The 22862-nt window shown below is 29.1% G+C and carries 27 protein-coding genes and 1 pseudogene; 1 reads left to right on the top strand and 27 read right to left on the bottom strand.

Translation table 11 applies throughout. The annotated features are described in order from the left end of the window. Nucleotides 1-33: 33 nt before the first annotated feature. From efp to dapF, 12 genes and pseudogenes are all read right to left on the bottom strand, one after another. Nucleotides 34-591 carry an elongation factor P gene (gene efp / locus LGK95_RS00315; RefSeq protein WP_226120998.1) on the bottom strand — a complete coding sequence of 186 codons (558 nt, stop codon included), beginning with the start codon at nt 589-591 and terminating at the stop codon, nt 34-36. Nucleotides 592-1217: 626 nt separating this feature from the next. Next, complete coding sequence (locus LGK95_RS00310; protein WP_226120996.1) at nt 1218-1658, bottom strand: hypothetical protein; 441 nt, start codon at nt 1656-1658, stop codon at nt 1218-1220. A 2-nt stretch (nt 1659-1660) separates the two neighbouring features. Further along, nucleotides 1661-2122: a hypothetical protein gene (locus LGK95_RS00305; RefSeq protein WP_226120994.1), complete on the bottom strand. Its 462-nt coding sequence runs from the start codon at nt 2120-2122 to the stop codon at nt 1661-1663. An 8-nt stretch (nt 2123-2130) separates the two neighbouring features. Next, entirely contained in the window at nt 2131-2907 is a 777-nt protein-coding gene (locus tag LGK95_RS00300; protein ID WP_226120992.1) for a type IV pilus biogenesis protein PilM, read from the bottom strand. Nucleotides 2908-2933: 26 nt separating this feature from the next. Then, nucleotides 2934-3365 (bottom strand): hypothetical protein, encoded by a 432-nt coding sequence (locus tag LGK95_RS00295; RefSeq protein WP_226120990.1) that lies wholly within the window; start codon nt 3363-3365, stop codon nt 2934-2936. Continuing rightward, nucleotides 3355-3813, bottom strand: a complete 459-nt coding sequence (locus LGK95_RS00290) for a type II secretion system protein (protein WP_226120988.1) — start codon at nt 3811-3813, stop codon at nt 3355-3357. The genes LGK95_RS00295 and LGK95_RS00290 overlap by 11 nt, the downstream gene beginning before the upstream one ends. Then, a complete protein-coding gene (locus LGK95_RS00285) occupies nt 3810-4256 on the bottom strand; it encodes a type II secretion system protein (protein ID WP_226120986.1) in 447 nt (148 codons plus the stop codon). The genes LGK95_RS00290 and LGK95_RS00285 overlap by 4 nt, the downstream gene beginning before the upstream one ends. Further along, nucleotides 4237-4581 (bottom strand): hypothetical protein, encoded by a 345-nt coding sequence (locus tag LGK95_RS00280; RefSeq protein ID WP_226121778.1) that lies wholly within the window; start codon nt 4579-4581, stop codon nt 4237-4239. Before LGK95_RS00280 ends, LGK95_RS00285 begins: the two co-directional genes overlap by 20 nt. 39 nt (nt 4582-4620) lie before the next feature. Then, nucleotides 4621-4680, bottom strand: a pseudogene (locus LGK95_RS22730) (prepilin-type N-terminal cleavage/methylation domain-containing protein); the annotation flags it as partial. Nucleotides 4681-4720: 40 nt separating this feature from the next. After that, nucleotides 4721-5917, bottom strand: coding sequence for a type II secretion system F family protein (locus LGK95_RS00270; protein ID WP_226120984.1), 1197 nt, complete (start codon nt 5915-5917; stop codon nt 4721-4723). A 49-nt stretch (nt 5918-5966) separates the two neighbouring features. After that, nucleotides 5967-7646, bottom strand: coding sequence for a GspE/PulE family protein (locus tag LGK95_RS00265; protein ID WP_226120982.1), 1680 nt, complete (start codon nt 7644-7646; stop codon nt 5967-5969). A 155-nt stretch (nt 7647-7801) separates the two neighbouring features. After that, nucleotides 7802-8623, bottom strand: coding sequence for a diaminopimelate epimerase (dapF, locus tag LGK95_RS00260; RefSeq protein WP_226121731.1), 822 nt, complete (start codon nt 8621-8623; stop codon nt 7802-7804). Between the two features lie 174 nt (nt 8624-8797). Between dapF and LGK95_RS00255 the strand changes: the two genes are divergently transcribed. Continuing rightward, nucleotides 8798-10531, top strand: a complete 1734-nt coding sequence (locus LGK95_RS00255; protein WP_226120980.1) for an Rqc2 family fibronectin-binding protein — start codon at nt 8798-8800, stop codon at nt 10529-10531. A gap of 1028 nt (nt 10532-11559) precedes the next feature. Here the strand turns inward: LGK95_RS00255 and LGK95_RS00250 are convergent. From LGK95_RS00250 to LGK95_RS00180, 15 genes are all read right to left on the bottom strand, one after another. Continuing rightward, complete coding sequence (locus tag LGK95_RS00250) at nt 11560-12699, bottom strand: THUMP domain-containing class I SAM-dependent RNA methyltransferase (RefSeq protein WP_226120978.1); 1140 nt, start codon at nt 12697-12699, stop codon at nt 11560-11562. A gap of 168 nt (nt 12700-12867) precedes the next feature. Then, nucleotides 12868-14151, bottom strand: coding sequence for a uracil permease (uraA, locus tag LGK95_RS00245; protein ID WP_226120977.1), 1284 nt, complete (start codon nt 14149-14151; stop codon nt 12868-12870). Nucleotides 14152-14190: 39 nt separating this feature from the next. Beyond that, entirely contained in the window at nt 14191-14727 is a 537-nt protein-coding gene (pyrR, locus tag LGK95_RS00240; RefSeq protein WP_226120975.1) for a bifunctional pyr operon transcriptional regulator/uracil phosphoribosyltransferase PyrR, read from the bottom strand. 187 nt (nt 14728-14914) lie between these two features. Next, on the bottom strand, nt 14915-15826 hold the full coding sequence (locus LGK95_RS00235; protein ID WP_226120973.1) for an RluA family pseudouridine synthase: 912 nt from the start codon (nt 15824-15826) through the stop codon (nt 14915-14917). Further along, nucleotides 15827-16273, bottom strand: a complete 447-nt coding sequence (gene lspA / locus LGK95_RS00230) for a signal peptidase II (protein WP_226120971.1) — start codon at nt 16271-16273, stop codon at nt 15827-15829. It abuts the gene before it with no gap. 195 nt (nt 16274-16468) lie between these two features. Next, nucleotides 16469-17068, bottom strand: a complete 600-nt coding sequence (locus LGK95_RS00225) for a TraR/DksA C4-type zinc finger protein (RefSeq protein WP_226120969.1) — start codon at nt 17066-17068, stop codon at nt 16469-16471. 173 nt (nt 17069-17241) lie between these two features. Next, entirely contained in the window at nt 17242-17937 is a 696-nt protein-coding gene (locus tag LGK95_RS00220) for a 5'-methylthioadenosine/adenosylhomocysteine nucleosidase (RefSeq protein ID WP_226120967.1), read from the bottom strand. A gap of 111 nt (nt 17938-18048) precedes the next feature. Beyond that, complete coding sequence (locus LGK95_RS00215; protein ID WP_226120965.1) at nt 18049-18660, bottom strand: DivIVA domain-containing protein; 612 nt, start codon at nt 18658-18660, stop codon at nt 18049-18051. Nucleotides 18661-18678: 18 nt separating this feature from the next. After that, on the bottom strand, nt 18679-19452 hold the full coding sequence (locus tag LGK95_RS00210; protein WP_226120963.1) for a YlmH family RNA-binding protein: 774 nt from the start codon (nt 19450-19452) through the stop codon (nt 18679-18681). A gap of 24 nt (nt 19453-19476) precedes the next feature. Further along, on the bottom strand, nt 19477-19728 hold the full coding sequence (locus tag LGK95_RS00205; protein WP_226120961.1) for a YggT family protein: 252 nt from the start codon (nt 19726-19728) through the stop codon (nt 19477-19479). Between the two features lie 84 nt (nt 19729-19812). Beyond that, complete coding sequence (locus LGK95_RS00200; protein ID WP_226120959.1) at nt 19813-20259, bottom strand: cell division protein SepF; 447 nt, start codon at nt 20257-20259, stop codon at nt 19813-19815. Between the two features lie 11 nt (nt 20260-20270). Next, nucleotides 20271-20933 (bottom strand): YggS family pyridoxal phosphate-dependent enzyme, encoded by a 663-nt coding sequence (locus LGK95_RS00195; RefSeq protein ID WP_226120957.1) that lies wholly within the window; start codon nt 20931-20933, stop codon nt 20271-20273. Between the two features lie 124 nt (nt 20934-21057). After that, a complete protein-coding gene (locus LGK95_RS00190; protein ID WP_226120955.1) occupies nt 21058-21768 on the bottom strand; it encodes a DUF881 domain-containing protein in 711 nt (236 codons plus the stop codon). 12 nt (nt 21769-21780) lie between these two features. Beyond that, nucleotides 21781-22119 (bottom strand): small basic family protein, encoded by a 339-nt coding sequence (locus LGK95_RS00185; RefSeq protein WP_226120953.1) that lies wholly within the window; start codon nt 22117-22119, stop codon nt 21781-21783. Nucleotides 22120-22129: 10 nt separating this feature from the next. Further along, complete coding sequence (locus LGK95_RS00180) at nt 22130-22849, bottom strand: DUF881 domain-containing protein (protein WP_226120951.1); 720 nt, start codon at nt 22847-22849, stop codon at nt 22130-22132. Nucleotides 22850-22862: the final 13 nt, after the last annotated feature.

Raw genomic sequence — 22862 nt, 5'->3', positions numbered from 1 at the left:
AAGAACCATATCGGTTCTTCTTAATTGTAAAATTTATACTCTTAGCATGTAGTCACCATTTCTAGTGTCTATTCTTATGGTTTCGCCTTCATTAACAAACATTGGAACCTGAATTATTGCTCCTGTTTCTACAGTTGCAGGTTTTGTTACACTTGAAGATGTATTACCTCTAACACCTGGTTCAGTACTAGTTATAAGTAATTCTACAAAGTTTGGAGCTTCTACTGAGAAAGCCTCATCCTTATAAAATTTTATTATAGCAAACATATTTTCTTTTAAGTATTTTATTGCATCTTCAACTTTTTCGTAGTTAAGTGGTATTTGTTCAAAAGTTTCTTGATCCATGAAGTAGTATAGTCCGTCAGCTGCATATAAATATTGCATTTCTTTTCTTTCTATAACTGCCTCTTGTAATTTTGTAGTTGGGTTAAATGTTTTTTCTGTAACCCCTGAGTTTATAACGTTTCTTAATTTAGTTCTAACAAATGCAGCACCCTTACCAGGTTTTACGTGCAAAAAATCTATTACGGTGTAAACTTGTCCACCTTCATCAAATGTAGTTCCTTTTCTTATGTCTCCCGCTGATATCATTTTGTATCCCTCCAAAATTCATTAATAATTCAATTAACCCATTTATATTATAACCTTACTTGGTAAATTAATACCAATTTCTAAACATATACTACATATCTAGTTATATATTTAGAGTTAATTTGTAAATACGCGTAGCAATAACCTTATAAAGCTATATTTCACTCTTTATAGCATTCATAACTATAATATACTCATGAAAACTTAAACCGTTAATTACGACCATGCAACTTTTTAATAACACTGATCTTTATAAATGTTCTATTGCATAAATATTTAAAAGATGCACTTCAAATTACATCAATATTTATTGTTTACTTCTTTTAATGTAAACTTCCCATAATATTATTTTATTTTTTACCAAGAATTCTTAAACTTGGCCCATTTATGATTAAAATTTTCAAATGAATCGCTTACAATAAAAATATTTTATAACCACACTAAATATAAACATTACAGTGGAACAATGTTATTTTATCAAAACTTAATGATTTTTGCAAATAATATTATATATTTTTTCTATAATTTTGTATATTTATTAACTATATACTCAAAATAATACATACTTCTTGATAATTAATAATAAGATGTCCAGCTTTTTATCAAAAGGCAGACATCTTTATAAATCACTTATTCTTTTTAAAGTTGATACTCATATTAGTAATTTTGCTATCTTTACTAATACCAATTTTATCTATGTTTATAAAATTACTCTCTTCACTTAACGAACATAAAGAAGTATACAATAATTTTATATCTCCATTATAATTGATCCCAACATTACATTTCTCATTCTCCAACATATTAATTGAATTAACTTCAAAACCTTTAATTCTACTTATGCATTTTAAAATATCGCTATATCCATATTTATCTACACTAGCAAAACTTTTACTTACCTTATGACTCTTACTTGCTGTAACACTATTTGCATTATTACCATTGATTACGACTTGATTTTTATAAGTAATAAACTTATTATTAACAAAAACAAGTTTAACTGATAAAATGGCAATAAACATAATAAGTATACTTAATATCCAAACAATATTTTTGTTTTTAATCATTCTTATACACCTATTGTAACTTTAAAGTTAAAGTTACCTTTATTTTTATTATTTGGAGTTAGTATTTTTATTGAATAGTTATTTTCTATGCATCCTATTGCAGTAATATATTCTTCATAATTTTTAGCTTCAATATCCATTTCTAAATCAGTCTTTGTTATAATAATATTATTGTAATTTATATTGTTTTGCTTCATAAAATTGCTGAGCTCATTATATCTTTCAATAATAACAACATCTTGTTTAACAATGTTACTTTTTTTAATACCTTCTACAACATTAATCTTCTTTTTTTGAAGTGCAATATCGCTTTCAATATTTTTTACTTTATTGGATGTATTTAATATAAAACTCATCAACAAAATATTTACTATAAGCATTATTACAATACATATCTTAAATTTTTTATATCTTAGTTGATTTTTTTTATCTATATACCAATTAGGAATGAATGCTTTTTTCATCATATCCCCTACCCTTTTATTATTATATATTTTAGCAATTCTTTCCGACTTACCTCATCTAATATTTGATGAGGTAATGATACATACTCTAATTCATCAATATTTAGTGCATTAATGTTTACATAATATATTTTTTCGCTCAATTTCACATAATCATTATACTGTTCTAGAAAATTATTCATTAGGTATGAGAATTCAAATTGATGTAATTCCTCAATGTTCACAATATTATTAGCTACAATTTCATTGTTGTTGCATATTAAAAAATACAAATTACTATTATAATAAAATACTAATATATAGCTTTTTACATTGATTTTAGTAGAACAATACTCCTTAAAACAAAACTGAATTAGATTTATTTTTCTTAAATTAATGTTATTTTCAATGCTATTTTCTAAAATATCTAAGTTATTTCCCTTTAGGCAAAAAACTAATAACTCCATATTAATTTTATCCTCTTTTATTAACTTATAGGTAAATGCCATGTGATCTATATCTTTGTAATAATATCTTAATTCATTTTTAATGATATCATTAATTTGATATTTTTTAACTAATGGCAATGTTACCATTTTAATATATACTGTTTCACCTTCTACAAGAATATATAAGTTTTTATTTTTTATATCTAATTTAAAATCTTTTATATCCAAAATATCTTTGTAATATTTATTTTTTTGAAGGAAATTTATGGTTTTGCTTAACATTGTTTGCTTAGAGAATTCTATACCTTCAATTCTTTGGGGTGATACCTCAAGAAGCATATTTTTTCTAAATTTCATTTTTACCTCCTAATTTATAATCATAATCAAATACTATAAGTATAATCAGTTTTTACAAATATCAACTTAAAGCTTTCACCAACAACTTCTAACTTGTAATAATCATTTCTAGTTAATCTGGTTTCGTCAGGTGTTTTAAAAATAAACTCTTCGGTTTTATTAGAATAAACCACATTTGATGTTCCATAATTTACGATATTGCCTGTTGAATTATAAAAAAACTTATTTGTATCCCCTTCTTTTATTTGCTCCTTATTTTCTTTAAGGTAATCAAAAAATAAAGTCATTAGATATTCTTTGTATTTTTGATAATTATCCTCATTTAAAACATATTTTTTAGTACTGGTAGAGTATTTCATCTCTGACACTTGTATATCAAATATATACATCATAATAATTAAACAGATAAGCCCTACTAAAATAGTATAAATTAATATAAAGCCCTTTTTAGTTTGCATTTTCTATCACCAAACACCTCTCAATACTTTGACCATTATACCAAGCAACCTTAATATAAATAATTTTCCCTTCTTTTATAGCTACAAATTCTTTCACATCATCTATAATTACGCTCTTTGTGCCCTTATCAAGGGGTGGTGCATATTTTGTTCCATATAAAATATATAGATTACTGTTTATACATTTTATATTGTTTATTTTCTCTCCATCAAAATAATTTATTTTAATAACATTGTTTTCAGTTTTTACTGAAGCTGAATGTTGATTAAGCTCTTTTTCTATTATTGATATAGCTTCATTTAAATAATTAAACCCATTATTTTGTACTACACTATTTTTATAGCTTTTGACATAAGAGTTTAGCAAACTATTTACTATCCCAACCATTAAAAATACCAATCCCATGGCTATTACTATTTCTATAAGTGTAAAACCCTTCTTCTTCATTTATGGTCACCTTTATAGAAATTACACTGTAATTCTGATTTATCATTTAGTATTCCAGAAAATAAGGAAAGTGTTAACTTATAAACCATAAACTCATCTTTTACAAAGCTCAGTTTAATATACTGATTTGCCACAGGCATCTGACTTGAAAATGCATCCATAACACCAATTTTAATCTTATCAAAAGTCATATATTCTCTGTTTATATAAATTTTTTCTTCCTTTATTAACCCTTCTAATTCTGCATATGTCATAGTATATATAATGTTGTTTTTTATAGCTTCCATTATTAATACATTATTATTTGTAGTTTTAATATCTTTTTTCATATTTAAAGACGTTATATCAAAGGACATTATGCAAATGAAAATAATTGAAAATACTCCAAGACTACATAACACTTCTATTAATGTAAATCCTTTTTTATTTAATGATTTTGACAAATTCTGAACCTACTCTCATTGTAATTTTATGATCTACTGAATTATTATCCTTTAAAATTATTGTGCATGCATCATTACTATACCCCTTATTATCTATAACAATATCCCCATTAGTTCGTCTACCTGAAACTTGATCTAATGATACTTTATTAAAAAATGATAGTGTACTTACAGTATCCATTCCATACTTTAGTCTCATTTCATTCCTAGATGTATCAAAAATTACAACTGCACTAAGAGACTTTTCTCTACAATACACTTTGGAATTATTAATGAAACTAACCGTAGCATTGCAATAATAATCTGCATCTAGCCTGTTTTTCACTGTTTTATAATACTTGAGTGAAATAACGCTGCATCCCCCTATTATACTGATAATAGATAAAGCTAAAACAATTTCAATTAATGTAAAACCTTTGCGCATATATTCACCTTTCTTATTTATTTAACTGCACTTTAATTTATTAAAACTTACCTGCAGAATCCATAACATTTAGCATAGGTAGCATAACTGCCAATATAATCGTCCCAATCATAATTCCTAAAAATATTATCAGTATTGGCTCTAATAGTACTGTCGCTTTTTCCACATTTTCCTGAGCATCTTCATAAAATATATCTGCTGCAGTTAAAAACATCCCTTCCAAATTACCAGTTTCTTCTCCTATTTTTATCATAGCTACAAAAAATTGTGGAAATAGGTTCATTGCATTTATAGAACTTGATAAATCCTCTCCTTTTTTTATATCACTAAAAACTGATTTAAGCTTTAACTTAAAATATTTATCACCAATAACATCATTGATTATTTCAAAGGCTTTCAGAAGGCCTACTCCACTACCTAGTAATATATTGAGTCCTCTAGAAAACCTTGTGTAAATAAGACGTTTGTATACTTGACCTAATATTGGACACTTAAATTTGAATTTATCAAATACAATTTTCCCACTTTCTGTTTTAATATATTCTATAATAACTAACACTGAAATTATAAAAATTATTGCAATCCACAACAAATTATTACGTAGAAAGTTACTACTTCCTAAGACAAGTTTAGTTATTAATGGAATATCTGCATCCATCGAATTTAAATTTTCTATGAATATAGGGATTACCTTTATAAGCAAAAACAATGATACTACCATTAATGTTATAAATACTGTGCAAGGATAAATCAATGAATTAGTAAATTTTTTTAATAGTTTATGTTCTTTTTCATAATACTTAGACATTTCTTCCAGGATTATATCAAGTTTTCCGCTCTCTTCACCCAAATAAATCATATTTATCATAAACTCAGGATATACATTTATAGTCTTCTTCATACTTGCAAACAATGAATTACCTTTTTGTACGTTTTCTTTAATACTAATCAGACTCTTTCTTATAGATTTATGTAACATTTGCTCATAAAGCAAATCAAGTATATCGCATATTGGTATACCCGATTTTATACATAATGAAAATTGCTTGCAAAATATAGATATTGTCTTTAGACTAGGTTTACTGGAAAACTCTGTTCTGTTTTTTTCACTTTTTACTTTTAGCAGGTATATTTCTTTTTCACGTAACTTTAATGCCAATTCTTCAATACTATCGCTCTCAGAATTACCCTTTATTGAAGCTCCATTCGATGTTTTAGCTATATATTTATATCTCATGTTACATTTCACCTATCCCTAGCCATATTAACTTAATGTTTTAGACACCTTATTTGATATTATAACTATAAGTAGCATTTTCAAATTCTTGTATTGATGTTACACCATTAAGCACTGAAGCCCTACAACTCTCCATAAAGGGATTTGATTTCTTTTCATTGCAATAATTCCACAGCTCGTCACTTATCCCACTCCTTGCAATAATAGATTTATGATTCCCGTCCAATTTTAATAATTCATATATCACAGTTCTACCTTTATATCCAGTTTCGTTACACTTATTACATCCCGATGCTTTATATGTTTTTTCTCCCCTCTTAAATCCTAGATGCTCAAACTTATCATGAGTAATGTTATATTCGGTTTTACAATAAGAGCATAATCTTCTTACTAATCTCTGAGCTAATACAACAACTAAAGAATCTGCAACTAAATATGATGGAATACCCATGTCTATGAGCCTAGAAATAGACGCAGTTGCACCATTAGTATGAAGAGTTGATAGGACTAAATGGCCAGTTATTGATGCTCTCACCGCTATATGTGCTGTTTCCTCATCTCGTATCTCTCCTATCATTATTACATCAGGATCTTGCCTTAAAATGCTCCTTAATCCATTTGAGAATGTAAGACCCGCTTTGTTATTAACATTTACCTGATTGACTCTTGGCATATTATATTCAATTGGATCCTCTATAGTAATAATGTTCTTACATTTGCTATTAATTTCGTTTAACAAAGCATATAATGTTGTTGATTTACCACTTCCTGTAGGTCCTGCGACTAGTATCATCCCATGCGAAAGCTTTAATATGTCCCTTAAGAGATTAACTTTATCAGAACTAAACCCTAAAGAATCTAAATTAATAAATCTCTCTACTTTGTATAAAACTCTTATAACTATTTTTTCTCCATACATTGTTGGTAGCGAAGAAACTCTGAAATCATAGTCTATTCCATCTATATTTTCAGTTATCTTTCCATCTAGAGGAACTAACTTAGTTGCTATATCCATATTAGCCATAATTTTCAGCCTAGTACATAAGGACTTATATACATTACTAGGAATTTGATTTATTTCGCTAAGTATCCCGTCTACTCTCATTCTTATTATAGCAAAATGCTTAAAAGGCTCTAGGTGAATGTCACTAGCTTCTGCATCTACAGCCTGTTTTAATAAGGAGTTCGTTATCCTTATTACAGGTGCATTTTCACTAGAAAATACTGAATGCACCTCTTCATTTTTTTGTTTATCCTCTAGCATATATTCCTTTTTCATTTCTTCAACTGCCACATTTACAATTTGTTTTCCATAGCAATTTTTAATAACTTCTGAGATATGACTCTCTAAAGCAAAGAACACTTTAACCTTTCTGTTTGTTATAAACTTCAGCTCATCAATAACCCTTACCTCAAATGGATTTGAAAAAGCCACATGTACTTCATTATTCATATCATAAAAAGGTATTAAGCTATATTTGTTAGCTACCTCTTTTGATATTAAATTAAATGCCTCATCTTTTACGCAGATAGATTCTAGATCAATATACGGTATGTTAAAATCTTTGTCTAATATTTCTATAAGCTCAAATACATCTACTTTTGTATCATGCAAAATTATTTGCTCTTCACTGCAACTTCTCTTAAGTGAAAGTTCTTTTACTTCGTTATAATTCTTCAATGTAATTAAATTCTTATTTAATAATACTTGGAGTAACTTTTTTTTCATATCATTTTACCTTTCTTAATATGTGTAATATACAATGGATATCCTACTTGTAAGCATTGTCAAAAATAAAAATTTTATTCATTTTAAATCAATTTATGCAAAAAAAGTGCATAAAAAAAGCAACTGTACTATTTATAATAGACAGTTGCTTTAGTTTAATTTATATAAAATTGTCCCTCAAACGTAATTTCTGCTGGGCCTTCCATCAAAACCTCTTCTTTAACAATTTGTATATTAAGTAATCCACCTGGAACTTGTACTGTTGCTTTTCCACCTATGTACCCTAGTCTATTGGCTGCTGCCACGCAGGCGCAACTACCAGTTCCACAAGCTAAGGTCGGCCCTGCACCTCTTTCCCAGGTTTTAACCTTAATCATGTTTTTATCTACTACTTCACAAAAGTTTACATTTGTATTTTCAGGAAACAACTCGTGACGCTCAATAAATTTCCCTTCAGAAACTTCATAATCATTAAGTTTTCCAAAAACAATAGTATGTGGAACCCCCATAAGTAAGGAAGTAATATAGTAATCCCTATTATCACTCTCTAGTTTTCTATTTATTATTTCTGTTGTGGAGAGTGCTGGTATGCTTAAAGGATTAAAACTGTATTTCCCCATATTTATAGTTACACCCTGAGCGACTCCATCTTTAACGCAAATAGTAGCAAGCTTTACACCATCGCCAGTTTCAATTTTCATACTATCACCTAATACATATTTTTTCGTCCATACATATTTAGCAAAACACCTTATGCCATTACCACACATAGATGCATAAGAACCGTCAGCATTAATAATAATCATCTGTATATCTGCTATATTACTTTTTCTTATCATTAAAATTCCATCAGCACCTATTCCGAAATGCCTATCACATAGTTTGCTAGCTAATTCCTTTAAATTATTATATTTTTCCTCGAAATCATCAATAATAATAAAATCGTTTCCCGTTCCCTGCATTTTCGTAAAATTTATAATTTCCACAAAACTCCTCCTCTTTGCTTCAGCATACCTCGACTTTTCAATAATTTTCTTTAATGGTATACTGTTAATGATAATACATCTTAATAGTAGTATAGTATATAATGTCTTATTTACAAAGCATAAATAAGATTTATAAAGATTAAACATAATGAAAGGATGATAAATATGGCATTAGATGGAATTTATTTATCTAGCCTCGTTGGGGAAATAAAAGATATAATCGTAGGTTGTAGAGTAGATAAAGTAACCCAGCCAGAAAAAGATGAAGTTATATTAAGTTTTAAAAAGAATAGGATAGTCTATAAGTTATTAATAAGTTCTAGCTCGAATTATCCAAGAATTCATTTGACAGAGTTTAATAAACAAAACCCAATACAAGCACCTAAATTCTGCATGGTACTAAGAAAATATTTAAATACTGCCACCGTCTTAGACGTTAAGCAACTAAATTCAGACAGATTGTTAGTTATCGATTTTAAAAGTAGTGATGAATTAGGATTTGACAGTGTATATTCGCTAATAATTGAAATAATGGGTAGACATAGTAACATTAGCTTAGTTCGAACTCGTGATAACTTAATTATGGATAGCATTAAGCATGTTAGCTCAGACGTTAACAGTTATCGTGTTTTATATACCGGCGTAGAATATATATATCCTCCTGCTTCAACAAAACTAGATGCTTTTAATTTCAGTTATGATGAATTTTATAAATACCTAACTGATAAAGACATACAATTTGGTGAAAAGTTTTTCACGGGCACATTCACAGGAGTAAGTTCTAACTTATCATCAGAACTTGTTTATAGATATAATGCGCAAAATACTGAATTTGATTTAGAACATGCTAAAAATATTTATGAATTTACCGTAGACACGTTTAAAAACATGCATGATAATGTTTTTTTAGCTTCCTATGCTATGAATGATAAATTAAAAGATTTTCATTGTATAAAGCTTACCTCTTTAAACGATTATGATTGTGAAAAATATGATTCACCCTCTAAACTAATAGAAACTTTCTATTTTCGCAAAGATAAACATGATAGATTAAATGCTAAAAGCTCAAACCTTCAAAAGATAGTTAATAACAATATAAATCGTTGTGATAAAAAAGTTAGAATACTTACCCAAACCTTAAAAGATTGTACCACTAAAGGTGCTTTTAAGTTAAACGGTGAACTCCTAACTGCCAATATATACTCACTTAAAAAAGGTGATAAATTTGCAAGTGTTGTTAATTATTATAGTGAAAATGGTGAATACGTTAAAATTAAACTTGACGAAAATAAAACGCCCTCACAAAATGTTCAATATTATTATAAAAAATATAATAAGTTTAAGATAGCAGAAGAAATGGCATTAATTCAAATGAATCTTACTAAAAACGAGTTAAAATACCTCCATTCTGTTCTCACTAACATAATAAATGTAGAAAACTATAATGGAATTGAAGATATTAAAAATGAATTAATAGTAACTGAATATATTACAATAAAAAAACACAATAAAATGAAAAAACCAAAGCCAACTAAACCAATGCACTTTATTTCAAGTGATGGAATAGACATTTATGTTGGTAGAAATAATATTCAAAATGATTTGTTAACTCTAAAACTTGCCAATAAAAATGATATGTGGCTACACACAAAGGATATACCTGGCTCTCATGTTATAATTAAAAATATAGGTGATATACCTGAAAGCACGCTACTCGAGGCTGGAAACCTATCAGCATTTTATAGCAAGTCACAAAACTCTTCTAGTGTACCTGTTGACTATACACAGGTTAGAAATGTAAAGAAACCAACAGGTGCTAAGCCCGGAATGGTTATATACTCAACAAACAAAACTATGTATATAACTCCTAGCGAAAGTACTTTAGAAAGAATAGAATAAAAAAGAGTGCATCTGTATAACTTTCTCCTGCGCGACTTCAAATAAGAGCTTAAATATGAAATTTCATTAAGAAATTCTAGTGTTTTGTTCATGAAAAATTCTTTGGCACTCACACTCGACGTCCTGTCTCGGGTTCGCTAACCTGACTTCCTGTCAGGTTCACGAGAATTTTCCATTTACAAAACAAGAATTTCTAAATGGAATTTCAATTTTTTCTGCTCTTCTTATTTCAAGTCACTTCTGGAGAAAGTCATACTATTATGTAGTTATACTAATAGTGCTATTTTTCCCATTTCTCTATTTCCCGCTATAAAATACCAGTACTACATAACATATTTGAATAATTATTCTACAAATATCTCTATACTCCTTTAAATATATTATTTAAAATACAAATAAAAACGGTATAAATAATAATTCATTAGTAACTGAATCTCATAGAATAAGCGGAGATGGTTGCTATATGCTAAAATTAACTGCCTCTACTCAAGCTAAAATTGTAGACTTCTTAGATGAAATATTTAAATATGGAAATTACAAATTAAATTTATCAATACAAAATATAAAGTAGAAATATTAGCGACTTATTTTCATCAAAATATATAATTATTTTTCTAATTCATTCACCGAAATATAAACCAAAAATAAGACAAGGGATATATGTATTATACACATATCCCCTGTCTTATCTTTATTGAGAAATTCTCATAACCCTTCCAACCGATGGATAGCAACTCCCTATCCCTTGACCTTCCACAATCACATGCATGATAGTATGAGATTTCTCCGAAGTTGCTTGCAATAAGTAGCGAAGGAACATTGAAATTCAAATTATAAATCCTTCTTTTTCCAATATAAAATTCTCGTAAGCCTGCTAGGATGGCAGGCTAGCGAACCTGAGCTAGGAAGGCGAATGTGAGTGCTAGAGAAATTTATATTGGAAAAAGATTAGAATTTATTAATTGAATTTCACGTCTCGAGTTCTTATTGCAAGTAACGTCAAGGAGAACCTTCACACATATGCACTTTTAGTCTTCCTTCTTTTTCCTAGGTATTTCTTTTACATATTGGTAATAATAACATAATAATCTTCCATTATATAACTTTCTGTTTTTATCTGCTTTCTTTCCAAATTCTTTTTGAAATTCACGGTTCGATGTTATAACAAAGCAAGACCATTCATTTAAGCTTGAATACATTACTCCAAGATCAACATGTAGTTTTTTTACTTCTTCTGCCTCTCCTAATCTTTCTCCATAAGGTGGGTTTGTAATTATAACTCCATATTTCTGCCTAGATTCAAAAGTTTGCATTGGTATTTTCTGAAACTTTATAAAATCTTTAACTCCTGCTTTTTCTGCATTATCTATTGCTACCTTTAATAATCTTCCATCAATATCTGAAGCTAGTATTTCAACTTCTTTATTGTTTACAGTTTGTCTTGCACCCTCTCGAACTTGATCCCAAATGTCTTTATCCATAGATGGCCAAGACTCTGCTGCAAACTTTCTATTTATTCCTGGAGCCATATTTTTAGCTATAAGAGCTGCTTCTATAGCTATTGTTCCAGAACCACAAAGCGGATCTGCTAAAACTCTTGTGCTATCCCATTTACTTATAAGGACAAGGGCTGCAGCTAAAGTTTCCTTAAGTGGTGCCTCGCCGGCATATTCTCTATATCCTCTCTTATGTAGTCCAACACCTGATGTATCAATTGATAAGGTCACTAAGTCTCTTAAAATTGCAACTTCTATCTTATACTCAGGTCCTTCTTCTGAAAACCACTCTTTATCGTATTTTTTCTTCATAGACTCTACTACAGCCTTTTTTACTATACCTTGACAATCTGGCACACTATGAAGTTGTGATTTTACAGATTTACCTATAATATGCATATTACCATCTTCAGGTATTAAATCACCCCAATTTACGGCTTTTGTACCTTGAAATAATTCTTCAAAAGACAAAGCAGTAAATTCAGCCATTTTGATAAACAGCCTTTCTGCAGTTCTTAACCAAATATTACATATAGCAATATCCATTTCGTCTCCGTCAAATGTTACACTCCCATTTTCTACAATTAAATTTTCATACCCTAGTGCTTTTAGTTCTTTAGCTGTAATCGCTTCTAAACCAAATGTCGTAGTGGCAATTAAAGTATACATCATATATATCTCTCCCATTTCTCTTATGTTTATAACAAACATTACTTATATTATAATATCTCTATTTGTTATTATTGTCTAGGATTATTAAATAACACTTCTTTAAAACAAATAAAAAGTGCCAGAAATCATCTGACACTTAAAATCATAATTTTATTTATAAATCACTTATTAATTATCTCCCGACTTACTGTATTGTGGTAAAACTAAGTTTAATATAATACCAACCAAGGTCGCTAAAGCAAGCCCTGCAATCTCTACTGGTGCACCTGCGAATTTGAACTTAATACCGCCTCCACCAATTCCTAAAACTATTATTACTGAAGCAATTATTAAATTTCTTTTTTTACTAAAATCAACCTTATCTTCTACAAAAATTCTAAAACCAGAGGATGCAATTATTCCAAATAACATAACACTTACTCCTCCAATTACAGGTAAAGGAATATTACCTATAACCTCTGAAACTGGTCCAATAAAAGATAATAAAATTGCTATAATAGCTGCTCCTCCAATTACCCAAACACTGTAAACCTTAGTAATTGCCATAACTCCAATGTTTTCACCATAAGTTGTATTCGGTGGACCACCAACTAAACCCGCAAACATTGTTGCAATACCGTCTCCAAGAATTGATCTATGAAGTCCTGGATCTTTTGTAAAGTCTTTACCAACTACATTACTTGTAACATATACATGTCCAACATGTTCAGCGAGTGTTACGAAAGCTATTGGTGCCATAAGCATAATAGCATTTATGTTAAAAGTAGGCAGAACAAAACTTGGCAATCTAATAAATTGTGCGGACCCTATCTTGCTTAGAACTTCTGGTGAAATTACTCCCAAAACTATAGAAAGCACATACCCAACTACCATCGCAATCAAAATTGGTACTACTCCGAAGAATCCTTTAAAATACATAGTACCAATTATTGCTGTTACTAAAGTTGTCATGGATATAATTATCCATGTGGCTCTTGATACACCATCTAATGCTGGAGTTGTAAATTCAGCATTTAAACCTGACCAATTAATAGCAACACTTGCTAAACTAAGTCCTATTACAATTACAACAGAACCTACAACTACTGGTGGCAAAAGTCTATCAAGCCACTTAATCCCTATAAGTTTTATAATTAAAGCTACAATTACATATACACATCCTGCAGCAATAATACCTGATAGCATAGAACTTTGTCCATATGCCTTTGTAGCAACACCCATTGGTCCAATAAACGCAAAGGATGAGCCCACATAAGCTGGCAGCTTCGCTTTTGTACATAATATATACAATAAAGTTCCAACACCACTACAAAATAGCGCAATTGATGGACTAAGACCTGTAAGCATTGGGACTAGTATTGTGGCCCCCACCATAGCAAATAAGTGCTGGAAGCTTAATGGGAGGGTCTTTAATATCGGTAATTTTTCATCAACATCTATAAAATTTTTCATTAGTTCCTCCTTTTAGTCTCTCTGGACTACATTAAAAGATCATAGTTCATATATACTTACTGAATCTTTTTCATCTATTTCTGAAAGTTCAACAGAAATCATCTCTTTACCTGAAGTAGGTATGTTTTTACCTACATAATCAGCTCTAATTGGCAGCTCTCTGTGTCCTCTATCTACTAGAACAGCTAATTGTATCATTTGAGGTCTACCCTTATCTATTATAGCGTCAATTGCAGCCCTTGCAGTTCTTCCAGTATATAATACATCGTCAACTAGAATTATTTTTTTACCCCGCACATCTATGCCTAGATTTATATTATTTATAACTGGCTGATCGTCTAATGATGTAAGGTCATCTCTATATAGAGTAATGTCTACACTACTTACTGGAACCTTAATTCCCTCAATCTCTTCTATCAAAAGAGCTATTCTTTCAGCAATTGGTACCCCTCTTCTTTTTATTCCTACAAAAATAATGTTTTCTATTCCTTTATTCTTCTCAATAATTTCATGTGCTACTCGTGTAAGTGTTCTTTTTATTGCTTTTTCATCTAATAACACTGATTTGAATTCCATATTCTCACCTCCTAATTAATAGAATTATTTATTTTAATGACTGAATATTAAAAAGCCTTTACCAAAAAGGTAAAGGCTTACTATACATTTATCATAGTATTGCTATCTTTATCCTTATGATCTCTCTGGAACATTTAAAGGCATAAATATTATATTTCTAACATAATAGCACATATTGTGCGCCTACTCAACTAATTTTCAACTTAATTAATAATTTTTCAAAATAAGCTGGTAATGGTGATACAAATTCCATATATTGATTAGTAGTTGGATGTATAAATCCAAGCTTTTTTGCATGCAAAGCCTGACCTTTCAAATTAAAACTCTGTTTTTTATAACCATATATTAAATCACCTACTAAAGGGTGTCCTATCTTTGCCATATGTACTCTTATTTGATGAGTCCGACCTGTTTCTAAGTTACATTCTACTAATGTATATTTATCAAATCGTTCTATTACTTTAAAGTGTGTAATAGCTTTTTTACCGCTTTCAACTATTGCCATTTTTATCCTATCCTTAGGATGCCTTCCTATGGGTTCATTAATTGTACCTTCATCATCTTTAATAATACCTTCTACAAGAGCTAAATAACTTCTTGTCATCGAATGATCTTTAAGTTGCGCCGCAAGTGAATTATGTGCTATATCATTTTTAGCAACAACTAAGGCTCCAGACGTATCTTTATCAATTCTATGCACTATGCCTGGTCTAAGTACACCATTGATGCCTGATAGGTCTGTGCAATGATTTAAGAGTGCATTAACTAATGTTCCACTATAATTCCCTGGAGCTGGGTGAACCACCATATCCTGTGGTTTATTAATTACAATTACGTCACTATCTTCATATATAATGTCTAATGGGATATCTTCTGCTTTTACGTTTAACTCTACAGGATCTGGAATTTGTAATATAATTATATCCTCTAATTTTAATTTATAATTGCTTTTTCTACATTTGCCATTTACAGCAGCAGTTTCACCTTCAATTATTTTCTGAATATATGCTCGAGATTTGTTTTCAAACTCATTTGCTATAAAAACATCTAATCTTGTACCAACTGAACTTTCATTAACTTTAAATTCAAAATTTTCCATTTATATCTCATCCTTTACTATAGAAATTGCCAAAATCAATGTTCCCACAACTACTAGGCTATCGGCTATGTTAAATGTGGGGAAATAATATATTTCCTTATAATGAAGTAAAATAAAATCTACAACATATTTATAAAATAATCTATCATATAAATTTCCTAATGCTCCACTTATAATTAAAGCAAAACTTATCCTTAGAAACTTTGATTTTGGCCTATACTTAATAATATAATATATCATACCCGCAATAACTAGAAGCGTAACTAAAGCTAGCAATATCAACTTGTTTTGTAATATTCCAAAAGCTGCTCCTCTATTCTCCAAATATTCTAATTTAAAAATGTCTTTAATCAATATAACTCCATTTGTTTCCTGCAAAGAACTCAGCGCCCAAATTTTAGTTACTCTATCTACTATAAGGCCTAAAAATATAATTAAAAATTCCATACCCTTCCTCCTGTTTAAGGCACATTAAAAAAATAACAACTAGATATGCTAAAATCTTAATATGCCAAATAAGCAAAGTATATATTGCTATAATTTGTAGTTCAATTAAAAATTTTATGCAATATATACTTTGCTTAGTCTAACTAAATTAAAACATTACTTGTAGAACTGTTCATTATGTTTGATGCTTCATTATTAATCTGGTAACTGATTTTTATATTGCTCATTACTTATTTTCTCAATAGGTTCAACATAGCCGCCATTGTCATCATCATCATAAAATTCAACTATGTCATCTAATTTATTAAACCGTTCTACTGCCTGATAAGTATCTTCTTGATCAACACCTACATCGCCATCATTATATTTAAAAAATGTACCAAGTACATCTTCTTCTGCGCATCTGTTATTATGCTCTGCTGGTATACAATCATCTATTGATTTTTGACATTGTATACAGTTTTCTGCATAAGGTGTAAATTCTAATCTATCCTCGTTAATACTTTTACCACAACTCTTACATTTACCATAGCTATTATCTTCTATACTTTTTAAGGCATCTTCAATCTTGTTTAACATTGACTTCTCATTACCTTTTAATGCAATTCCCTTTTCCTTGTCAAATAGTTCAGTAGCAGAATCAGACGGATGATTGTCATAAAAGGATAATTCTGTTGCCATTTCACTGTTAGAATCTATAACTCCATTTTGTTTCATTTGGTTAATAAGATTACGTACTCGTATCTGTTCATTTATCAATTTTTGTTTAAAATATTGTATTTTTTCCTTTTCCATGATAACAACTCCTCCATATTTAATATAGTAGTAATATTAAACAAATAAAACTTCTATATGAATATGTTTTCTCATGGAAAGAATATTATTACACTTATTTAATAATATTAAAAAATTTATTTTAAAATATTATGTCTAACTTTAAATAGTTATTTTTATACCTATTTAAAGGACTATTTAATTAATTTCAACATATTGTTTAATATATTTGTAGAATTCGTAACAGCTATATCTTTGAATTTTTCATAATCCATTTCAGCCCCGTTGTTAGCATTATCAGATATTGATCTAATAACAATAAATGGCGTTTCGTTTAAATAACATACTTGTGCAATACTTGCGCCTTCCATTTCACAAGCTAAACAATCAAACTCATCATTAAGCCATTTTATTTTCTCTTTATTAGCAATGAATTGGTCACCTGAAACTATTCTACCCGAAAAATAATTGTGTCCTTTTATATCCTTACATGACTCTTTTGCGTATTCAATTAGTTTTTTATCACATTTGAATTCAAATGTATCTAATCTTGGAATCTGACCCAATTTATAACCAAATGCAGAAGTATCTATATCATGTTGCACTAAATTATCACCTATCACAATATCTCCTGGGTATATATTTTCCTTAGTTCCACCTGCAATACCTACATTTATAATGTAGTCAACATTAAAATCATCAATTAATATTTGAGCACAAATGGCTGCATTAACTTTACCAATGCCGCTAGTAACTATAATTATATTTTTATTATGTATAACTCCTAAACTAAATTCCATTTTAGCCTTTATTTCTTTTCTTTCAAAAGCCATTGCTTTAGTTAAAAATTCAACTTCCTCTTCCATTGCTCCAATAATACCTATGTTCATTTTTTTCCTCCTAATTACTCTGCTCTATAAAATATTTATTAGTTTGTTAGTTTAAATATCCGAGGTTTGCAGCATAAAAAATCTCACCCAATGAGTGAGATTTCTATGTTTCTACCCTTTTGCAAAAAAACTTTTTATTCCTTCTAGATCATTGTTATGAAATTCTTTTTCATCAATGTTTTTGAGTGTTAAATCAGAATACTCTAAATCAATAGCAGCTTCGCCCTCAATTGTGTTTTCAATAATTTCATTACCAACATTGTTACTTTTAAGATAATCATTTTCAAGACCATCAAACATCTCTATTTGGCAATTCATAAAATTTCTAAACTTAGTTCTAAATTTTGCAAATTCCTGTTTAGTTTTATCATATTCATCATTTACTTTAAGTACATCATTATGAGACTTATCTAATAATTTTTGAGAAGAATCATTTGCATTTTTAATAATAAGTTCTGATTCCTTTTGAGCACTGGATTTTGCCTGTTCTGCTGCATTTTGAGCGAGTACTAATGTACTTTGTATAGTAGCTTCAATTTTAACGTGATGTTCTAATTTTTCTTCTAAGAAACTTGCTTTTTCTCTGAGTGTTGAGTTTTCTTTGTATAAAATTTCATATTCTTCAGCTACCTTATCTAAAAACTCATCAACCTCATCAGCATTGTAGCCCCTTAATCCTTTTTTAAACTCTTTGTTATTAATATCCATAGATGTTATTCTCATTTTGTCCCCCACCCTTACCTAAATGTATTGCTTTATTATTACTTTTAGTCGACCCTTTTGAGTACTTCCTATAATATCTGCAACCATAAATTTCCCATAGCCTCTAATTGTTAATATATCATTATTATTTATAACTTTATCTTTTTTTTCACATTGAAAATAATTTATTAAAATTTTACCTGAAGAGATTAGTTGGACTGAATTGCTTCTTGAAATATTACAAACAGCTGAAACCATGCTATCAAGTCTAAATGATGTAGATATCACTATTTTTTCCAGAAATTTTCTTTCTGGAATTTCATTTAATGTATAATCATATTGACTTACTTCGCATGGACAATTCTTTATTTTGTTTAAATTATCAATTATATAATTACTAATATCATTACAAACTGGTGCATAACATGTTGAACCTTGAATTATTAGGTCACCTAATTTCTCTCTTTTAATTCCCAGTGACATTATTGAACCTAAATAATCCTTGTGATCTACCTTGCTAAATTTAGATTTATTACTAATCTTTAATAAATTTATAGGATATATTGTAGGTTCACCTTCAGAAGAAAATGATAACATTCTTCTGTCTGCATCTTTAAATACACCGTTTGTAAATAATTCAACTCCATAATTTTTGCATATAGTTGATACTTGATTCCATATAGCGGGAGGTAAAAAATCATTAGTATATATAATTTTATTTGTATTTTCAGCTATTTGTATTTTATTGTATATGTTTGAAATTAAATTTTTGTCTTCAATATTCACACTATTTAAAAATTGATTTTTATTCATTTGAATCCTACCTTAATTAAGTGTTTATAATATACTAAACACAATTTTTCTTAAAACCATTATAATAACAAGTGCTATGATTGGTGAAAAATCTACCATTGTATTATTAAAATATCTTTCTTGAATCTTTCTACCTGGTTGTAGAAGTGGATTAGTTACTTTATGTAATAGTTCTATATATTGATTTGTACGGTTAGCATAAACCCAAGATAAAATCACTTCAATAATTATTGCATACTCAAGCACACTAAAAATCATGTTAATTAAACTAATCAAATTTTTTACCTCCCAAATTTCAATAAGCTATATTCCAAACAGTTGTCCTTACTTTAATACTAATTCCGTTTAACCACACATATATTATTTATTCCAGTTAAAAATCCCTTTTGAGCTAAGTTCATTTTTCAAATCATTATTTACTTCTATATTCGATGGAGATATTATATATACCCCTTTTTCTATTTGCTGAAGATCACCACATAATGCGTAACATACTCCTCCGACAAAATCTAATAATCTTTGCCCAGTTGTAGGATCTAGTCCTGTAGTGTTAACTACTACTATTTTTCTAGATTTTAAGTTATCACTAATTGTAGTTGCCTCATCAAAATCGTCTGGCTTTATTATTACCACCTTTGTAGATGCTGATGTATGTATATTTACTACTTTACTTTGTTTTTTATTAGCGGTCATTAATGATTCTATATCCATGTTTTCATCATCATTCTCCATTTCTTTAACTTCATCCTCTTCCTCTTCTGCCATTCCTAAAAAACCCATAACCTTGTTTAACACTTTACTAGCCATTTTAGTACCTCCTATTTCTTATAATCTCTATTCCCAAATATGCTCTCACCAAGTCTTATCATATTAGCTCCAGCTTCTAAAGCAATTTTATAATCTTTGCTCATACCTAATGATAGAAATTCCATGGAAACATTCTTATATTCAAAAGTTTTTAAATTATCAAATATAGATTTCATCTCTGTAAAGTATTTTCTACAGCTTTCCTCATTACCAATTGGAATTGTAGCCATTAGACCTTTAATTTTTATATTGTTGCATTCCTCACAAGCTTCTATTAGAAGACTTATGTCTTCAACAGCTATACCGGTTTTTGTAGCTTCTTTTCCTATATTGATTTGAATTAATACATTTGCAATTTCATCTTTAGCGGCATAACGTTTTTCTATTTCTTTCAATAAATGTATACTATCTAAAGAATGAATAAGATGAACTTTACCAACTATATATTTCACCTTATTTGTTTGTAAATGTCCTATAAAGTGCCATCTTATATCACCACTTAAGTTATCATACTTTTCCATTAATTCTTGAACCTTGTTCTCTCCAAAGTCTCTGGCTCCAGATGCATATGCTTCTTTTATTTCATGTATTTGTCTAGTCTTAGAAACGCATATTAATGTTACGTTTTCTGGAATTTTATTTTTTATATTATTATAAACTTCACCGATCGCCAACTATCCGTCCCTCCTTAGTATAAATCAATTACAAATTATTATATTCATTTATATTTTAATTCTTCATCAACCATAAAAGTCCTTCATTATTTCGTAATTTTTATATATTTTTAATTAAATTAGTCTATTTACCAGTTAAATTAAGGTACTTATTACTAAATTCACTATTATACGCCAATACTTTTATGTTTGCTTCCTTTACAATATTAATTTTAACATGTCTGCTCTTTAATTGAGTTATATAATTTTGTTCTAGTGTTAAATAATTATATAATACATCTTCATTTCCTACGGCAGTAATGTAGAACGGAGGCACTATTTTAACACCATTTAAATCAATATTAGACCCCACACATAATCCATAATTATTGTAAACAACCCTTTGACCGTTGATGGAAATTGCTTCTGCTCCAGCATTCCGAAGATCATTAATCACTTGAACAATATCATTATCATGAATTAACCTATCCATAGTAGGATAATCATCAAAATTGTCTGTACCATCCTCTAATGTTATTTTAACACCCGGGCCTTGCACATCACTTTTTCCTAGAAGTAGGTTATTGTCACTAATCTCTTTCTTAATTTCTTCGGCCACTTGTAATTTTTTTTCATCTCCACTAGTATATTTAGTTAATTTTTCATTAGTAGTATAATATTGCTCTTTTAAATTGTTCAGTTCAGAATATAACTTTGATCTCTCATTATAGGCTTCATCATACTGTTTTACATCTAAAAAGTTTTTTTTCCCTTCAAACCCAATATTCATAGCTATAAGAAGCCCTATGATTATTGAAGCTATAAAAACAAATATGGTGGCTTCATTATTTTTCATTTAATCACCTCATTAATGAGACTTGGTTTTGTCTATTAGGAGGCGTCTAATAATTGCAAAATTATTAAATATTCTTCCTCCGAAAACAATAACAGCAGCTAAATAAATTGGGATTCCTAATTTATCACCTAAATAAACCATTGCTACGGCAAGCGCTGCGTTTCCAAAAAAACCTGATATAAAAATATCTGCGCGAAAATTATGAGATATTGAACCTCTTAATGCGCCAAAAACAGAATCTAGACACGCAAAAATTGCAACAGAGATATACGGAGAAAATTTAACTGGAATATTAACATTCCATACAATCCCTAATATAACACCTATTAACAATCCTACAAAAGCAACCATTTAATCACCTCTATTTCTTTTCTATTGGTTTAGCAAACTCAAAATTGTATGTTTTGTTGTATTTAGGAATTACAACTTTGTCCGATTTTTCCATAGTTATATCGCAAGTCTGAGTGAGGCTTTGTGAAATTGCCCCTGGAAAATTAATAGCACTTTCCAATATGTCATTTTTACCAATTGCTTTAATAGTAATTCTCTTGTTATAAGAAATTTTTTCATCATTTATTATAATTGCATTTCCAGCATTTCTTATACCACTACGAGAAGTTAACCTAATGTCATTAATTGAAATTGCTTCAGCATCTGCCGCATTTAATTCATTTACTATATGAACTAAATCTGTATCGTTTATTAGCTGATCTTCAGAGCTACTACCAAAAATATTACTCTTAGGAGTAATATATATAGTCATACCTTGGCCTTCTACTTCTGTACCTCCAGTAAGTATTCTTGTCTCTTGTAGTTCTTTATATATTACCCCACTTTGTTCATCTTTTCCAGCAGAAGTACTTTCATATTCTTTTGTTTTAGCATCAAGCTCATCAATCTTTTTCTGCATTTCTTGCTTACTTGTTTTTAGTTGCTCATTTTCAGTTATAATTTCAGGCGTATTTGTATCAGGCTCAACAGCTGAACTTTGTTTATTTATCATTTTAAACTGGTAAGATAACATAAACCCTAACAATACGCATATTATACCAATGGATACTTGGGATTTAAACTTCTTCATAGATTTCCTCCTT

Origin of the sequence: Clostridium algoriphilum, from assembly GCF_020443705.1 — a bacterium.
Taxonomy (GTDB): Bacteria; Bacillota; Clostridia; order Clostridiales; family Clostridiaceae; genus Clostridium_AD; species Clostridium_AD algoriphilum.
Note: the sequence above shows the minus strand (reverse complement) of the source record. Positions and strands in the feature narration are given on the sequence as shown.

Excerpts from the sequence above, each read along its gene's own strand:
- efp (WP_226120998.1), bottom strand. The coding sequence starts at position 591 with ATGATATCAGCGGGAGACATAAGAAAAGGAACTACATTTGATGAAGGT.
- LGK95_RS00310 (WP_226120996.1), bottom strand. The coding sequence starts at position 1,658 with ATGATTAAAAACAAAAATATTGTTTGGATATTAAGTATACTTATTATG.
- LGK95_RS00305 (WP_226120994.1), bottom strand. The coding sequence starts at position 2,122 with ATGAAAAAAGCATTCATTCCTAATTGGTATATAGATAAAAAAAATCAA.
- LGK95_RS00300 (WP_226120992.1), bottom strand. The coding sequence starts at position 2,907 with ATGAAATTTAGAAAAAATATGCTTCTTGAGGTATCACCCCAAAGAATT.
- LGK95_RS00295 (WP_226120990.1), bottom strand. The coding sequence starts at position 3,365 with ATGCAAACTAAAAAGGGCTTTATATTAATTTATACTATTTTAGTAGGG.
- LGK95_RS00290 (WP_226120988.1), bottom strand. The coding sequence starts at position 3,813 with ATGAAGAAGAAGGGTTTTACACTTATAGAAATAGTAATAGCCATGGGA.
- LGK95_RS00270 (WP_226120984.1), bottom strand. The coding sequence starts at position 5,917 with ATGAGATATAAATATATAGCTAAAACATCGAATGGAGCTTCAATAAAG.
- LGK95_RS00265 (WP_226120982.1), bottom strand. The coding sequence starts at position 7,646 with ATGAAAAAAAAGTTACTCCAAGTATTATTAAATAAGAATTTAATTACA.
- LGK95_RS00255 (WP_226120980.1), top strand. The coding sequence starts at position 8,798 with ATGGCATTAGATGGAATTTATTTATCTAGCCTCGTTGGGGAAATAAAA.
- LGK95_RS00250 (WP_226120978.1), bottom strand. The coding sequence starts at position 12,699 with ATGATGTATACTTTAATTGCCACTACGACATTTGGTTTAGAAGCGATT.
- uraA (WP_226120977.1), bottom strand. The coding sequence starts at position 14,151 with ATGAAAAATTTTATAGATGTTGATGAAAAATTACCGATATTAAAGACC.
- pyrR (WP_226120975.1), bottom strand. The coding sequence starts at position 14,727 with ATGGAATTCAAATCAGTGTTATTAGATGAAAAAGCAATAAAAAGAACA.
- LGK95_RS00235 (WP_226120973.1), bottom strand. The coding sequence starts at position 15,826 with ATGGAAAATTTTGAATTTAAAGTTAATGAAAGTTCAGTTGGTACAAGA.
- lspA (WP_226120971.1), bottom strand. The coding sequence starts at position 16,273 with ATGGAATTTTTAATTATATTTTTAGGCCTTATAGTAGATAGAGTAACT.
- LGK95_RS00225 (WP_226120969.1), bottom strand. The coding sequence starts at position 17,068 with ATGGAAAAGGAAAAAATACAATATTTTAAACAAAAATTGATAAATGAA.
- LGK95_RS00220 (WP_226120967.1), bottom strand. The coding sequence starts at position 17,937 with ATGAACATAGGTATTATTGGAGCAATGGAAGAGGAAGTTGAATTTTTA.
- LGK95_RS00215 (WP_226120965.1), bottom strand. The coding sequence starts at position 18,660 with ATGAGAATAACATCTATGGATATTAATAACAAAGAGTTTAAAAAAGGA.
- LGK95_RS00210 (WP_226120963.1), bottom strand. The coding sequence starts at position 19,452 with ATGAATAAAAATCAATTTTTAAATAGTGTGAATATTGAAGACAAAAAT.
- LGK95_RS00200 (WP_226120959.1), bottom strand. The coding sequence starts at position 20,259 with ATGGCTAGTAAAGTGTTAAACAAGGTTATGGGTTTTTTAGGAATGGCA.
- LGK95_RS00190 (WP_226120955.1), bottom strand. The coding sequence starts at position 21,768 with ATGAAAAATAATGAAGCCACCATATTTGTTTTTATAGCTTCAATAATC.
- LGK95_RS00185 (WP_226120953.1), bottom strand. The coding sequence starts at position 22,119 with ATGGTTGCTTTTGTAGGATTGTTAATAGGTGTTATATTAGGGATTGTA.
- LGK95_RS00180 (WP_226120951.1), bottom strand. The coding sequence starts at position 22,849 with ATGAAGAAGTTTAAATCCCAAGTATCCATTGGTATAATATGCGTATTG.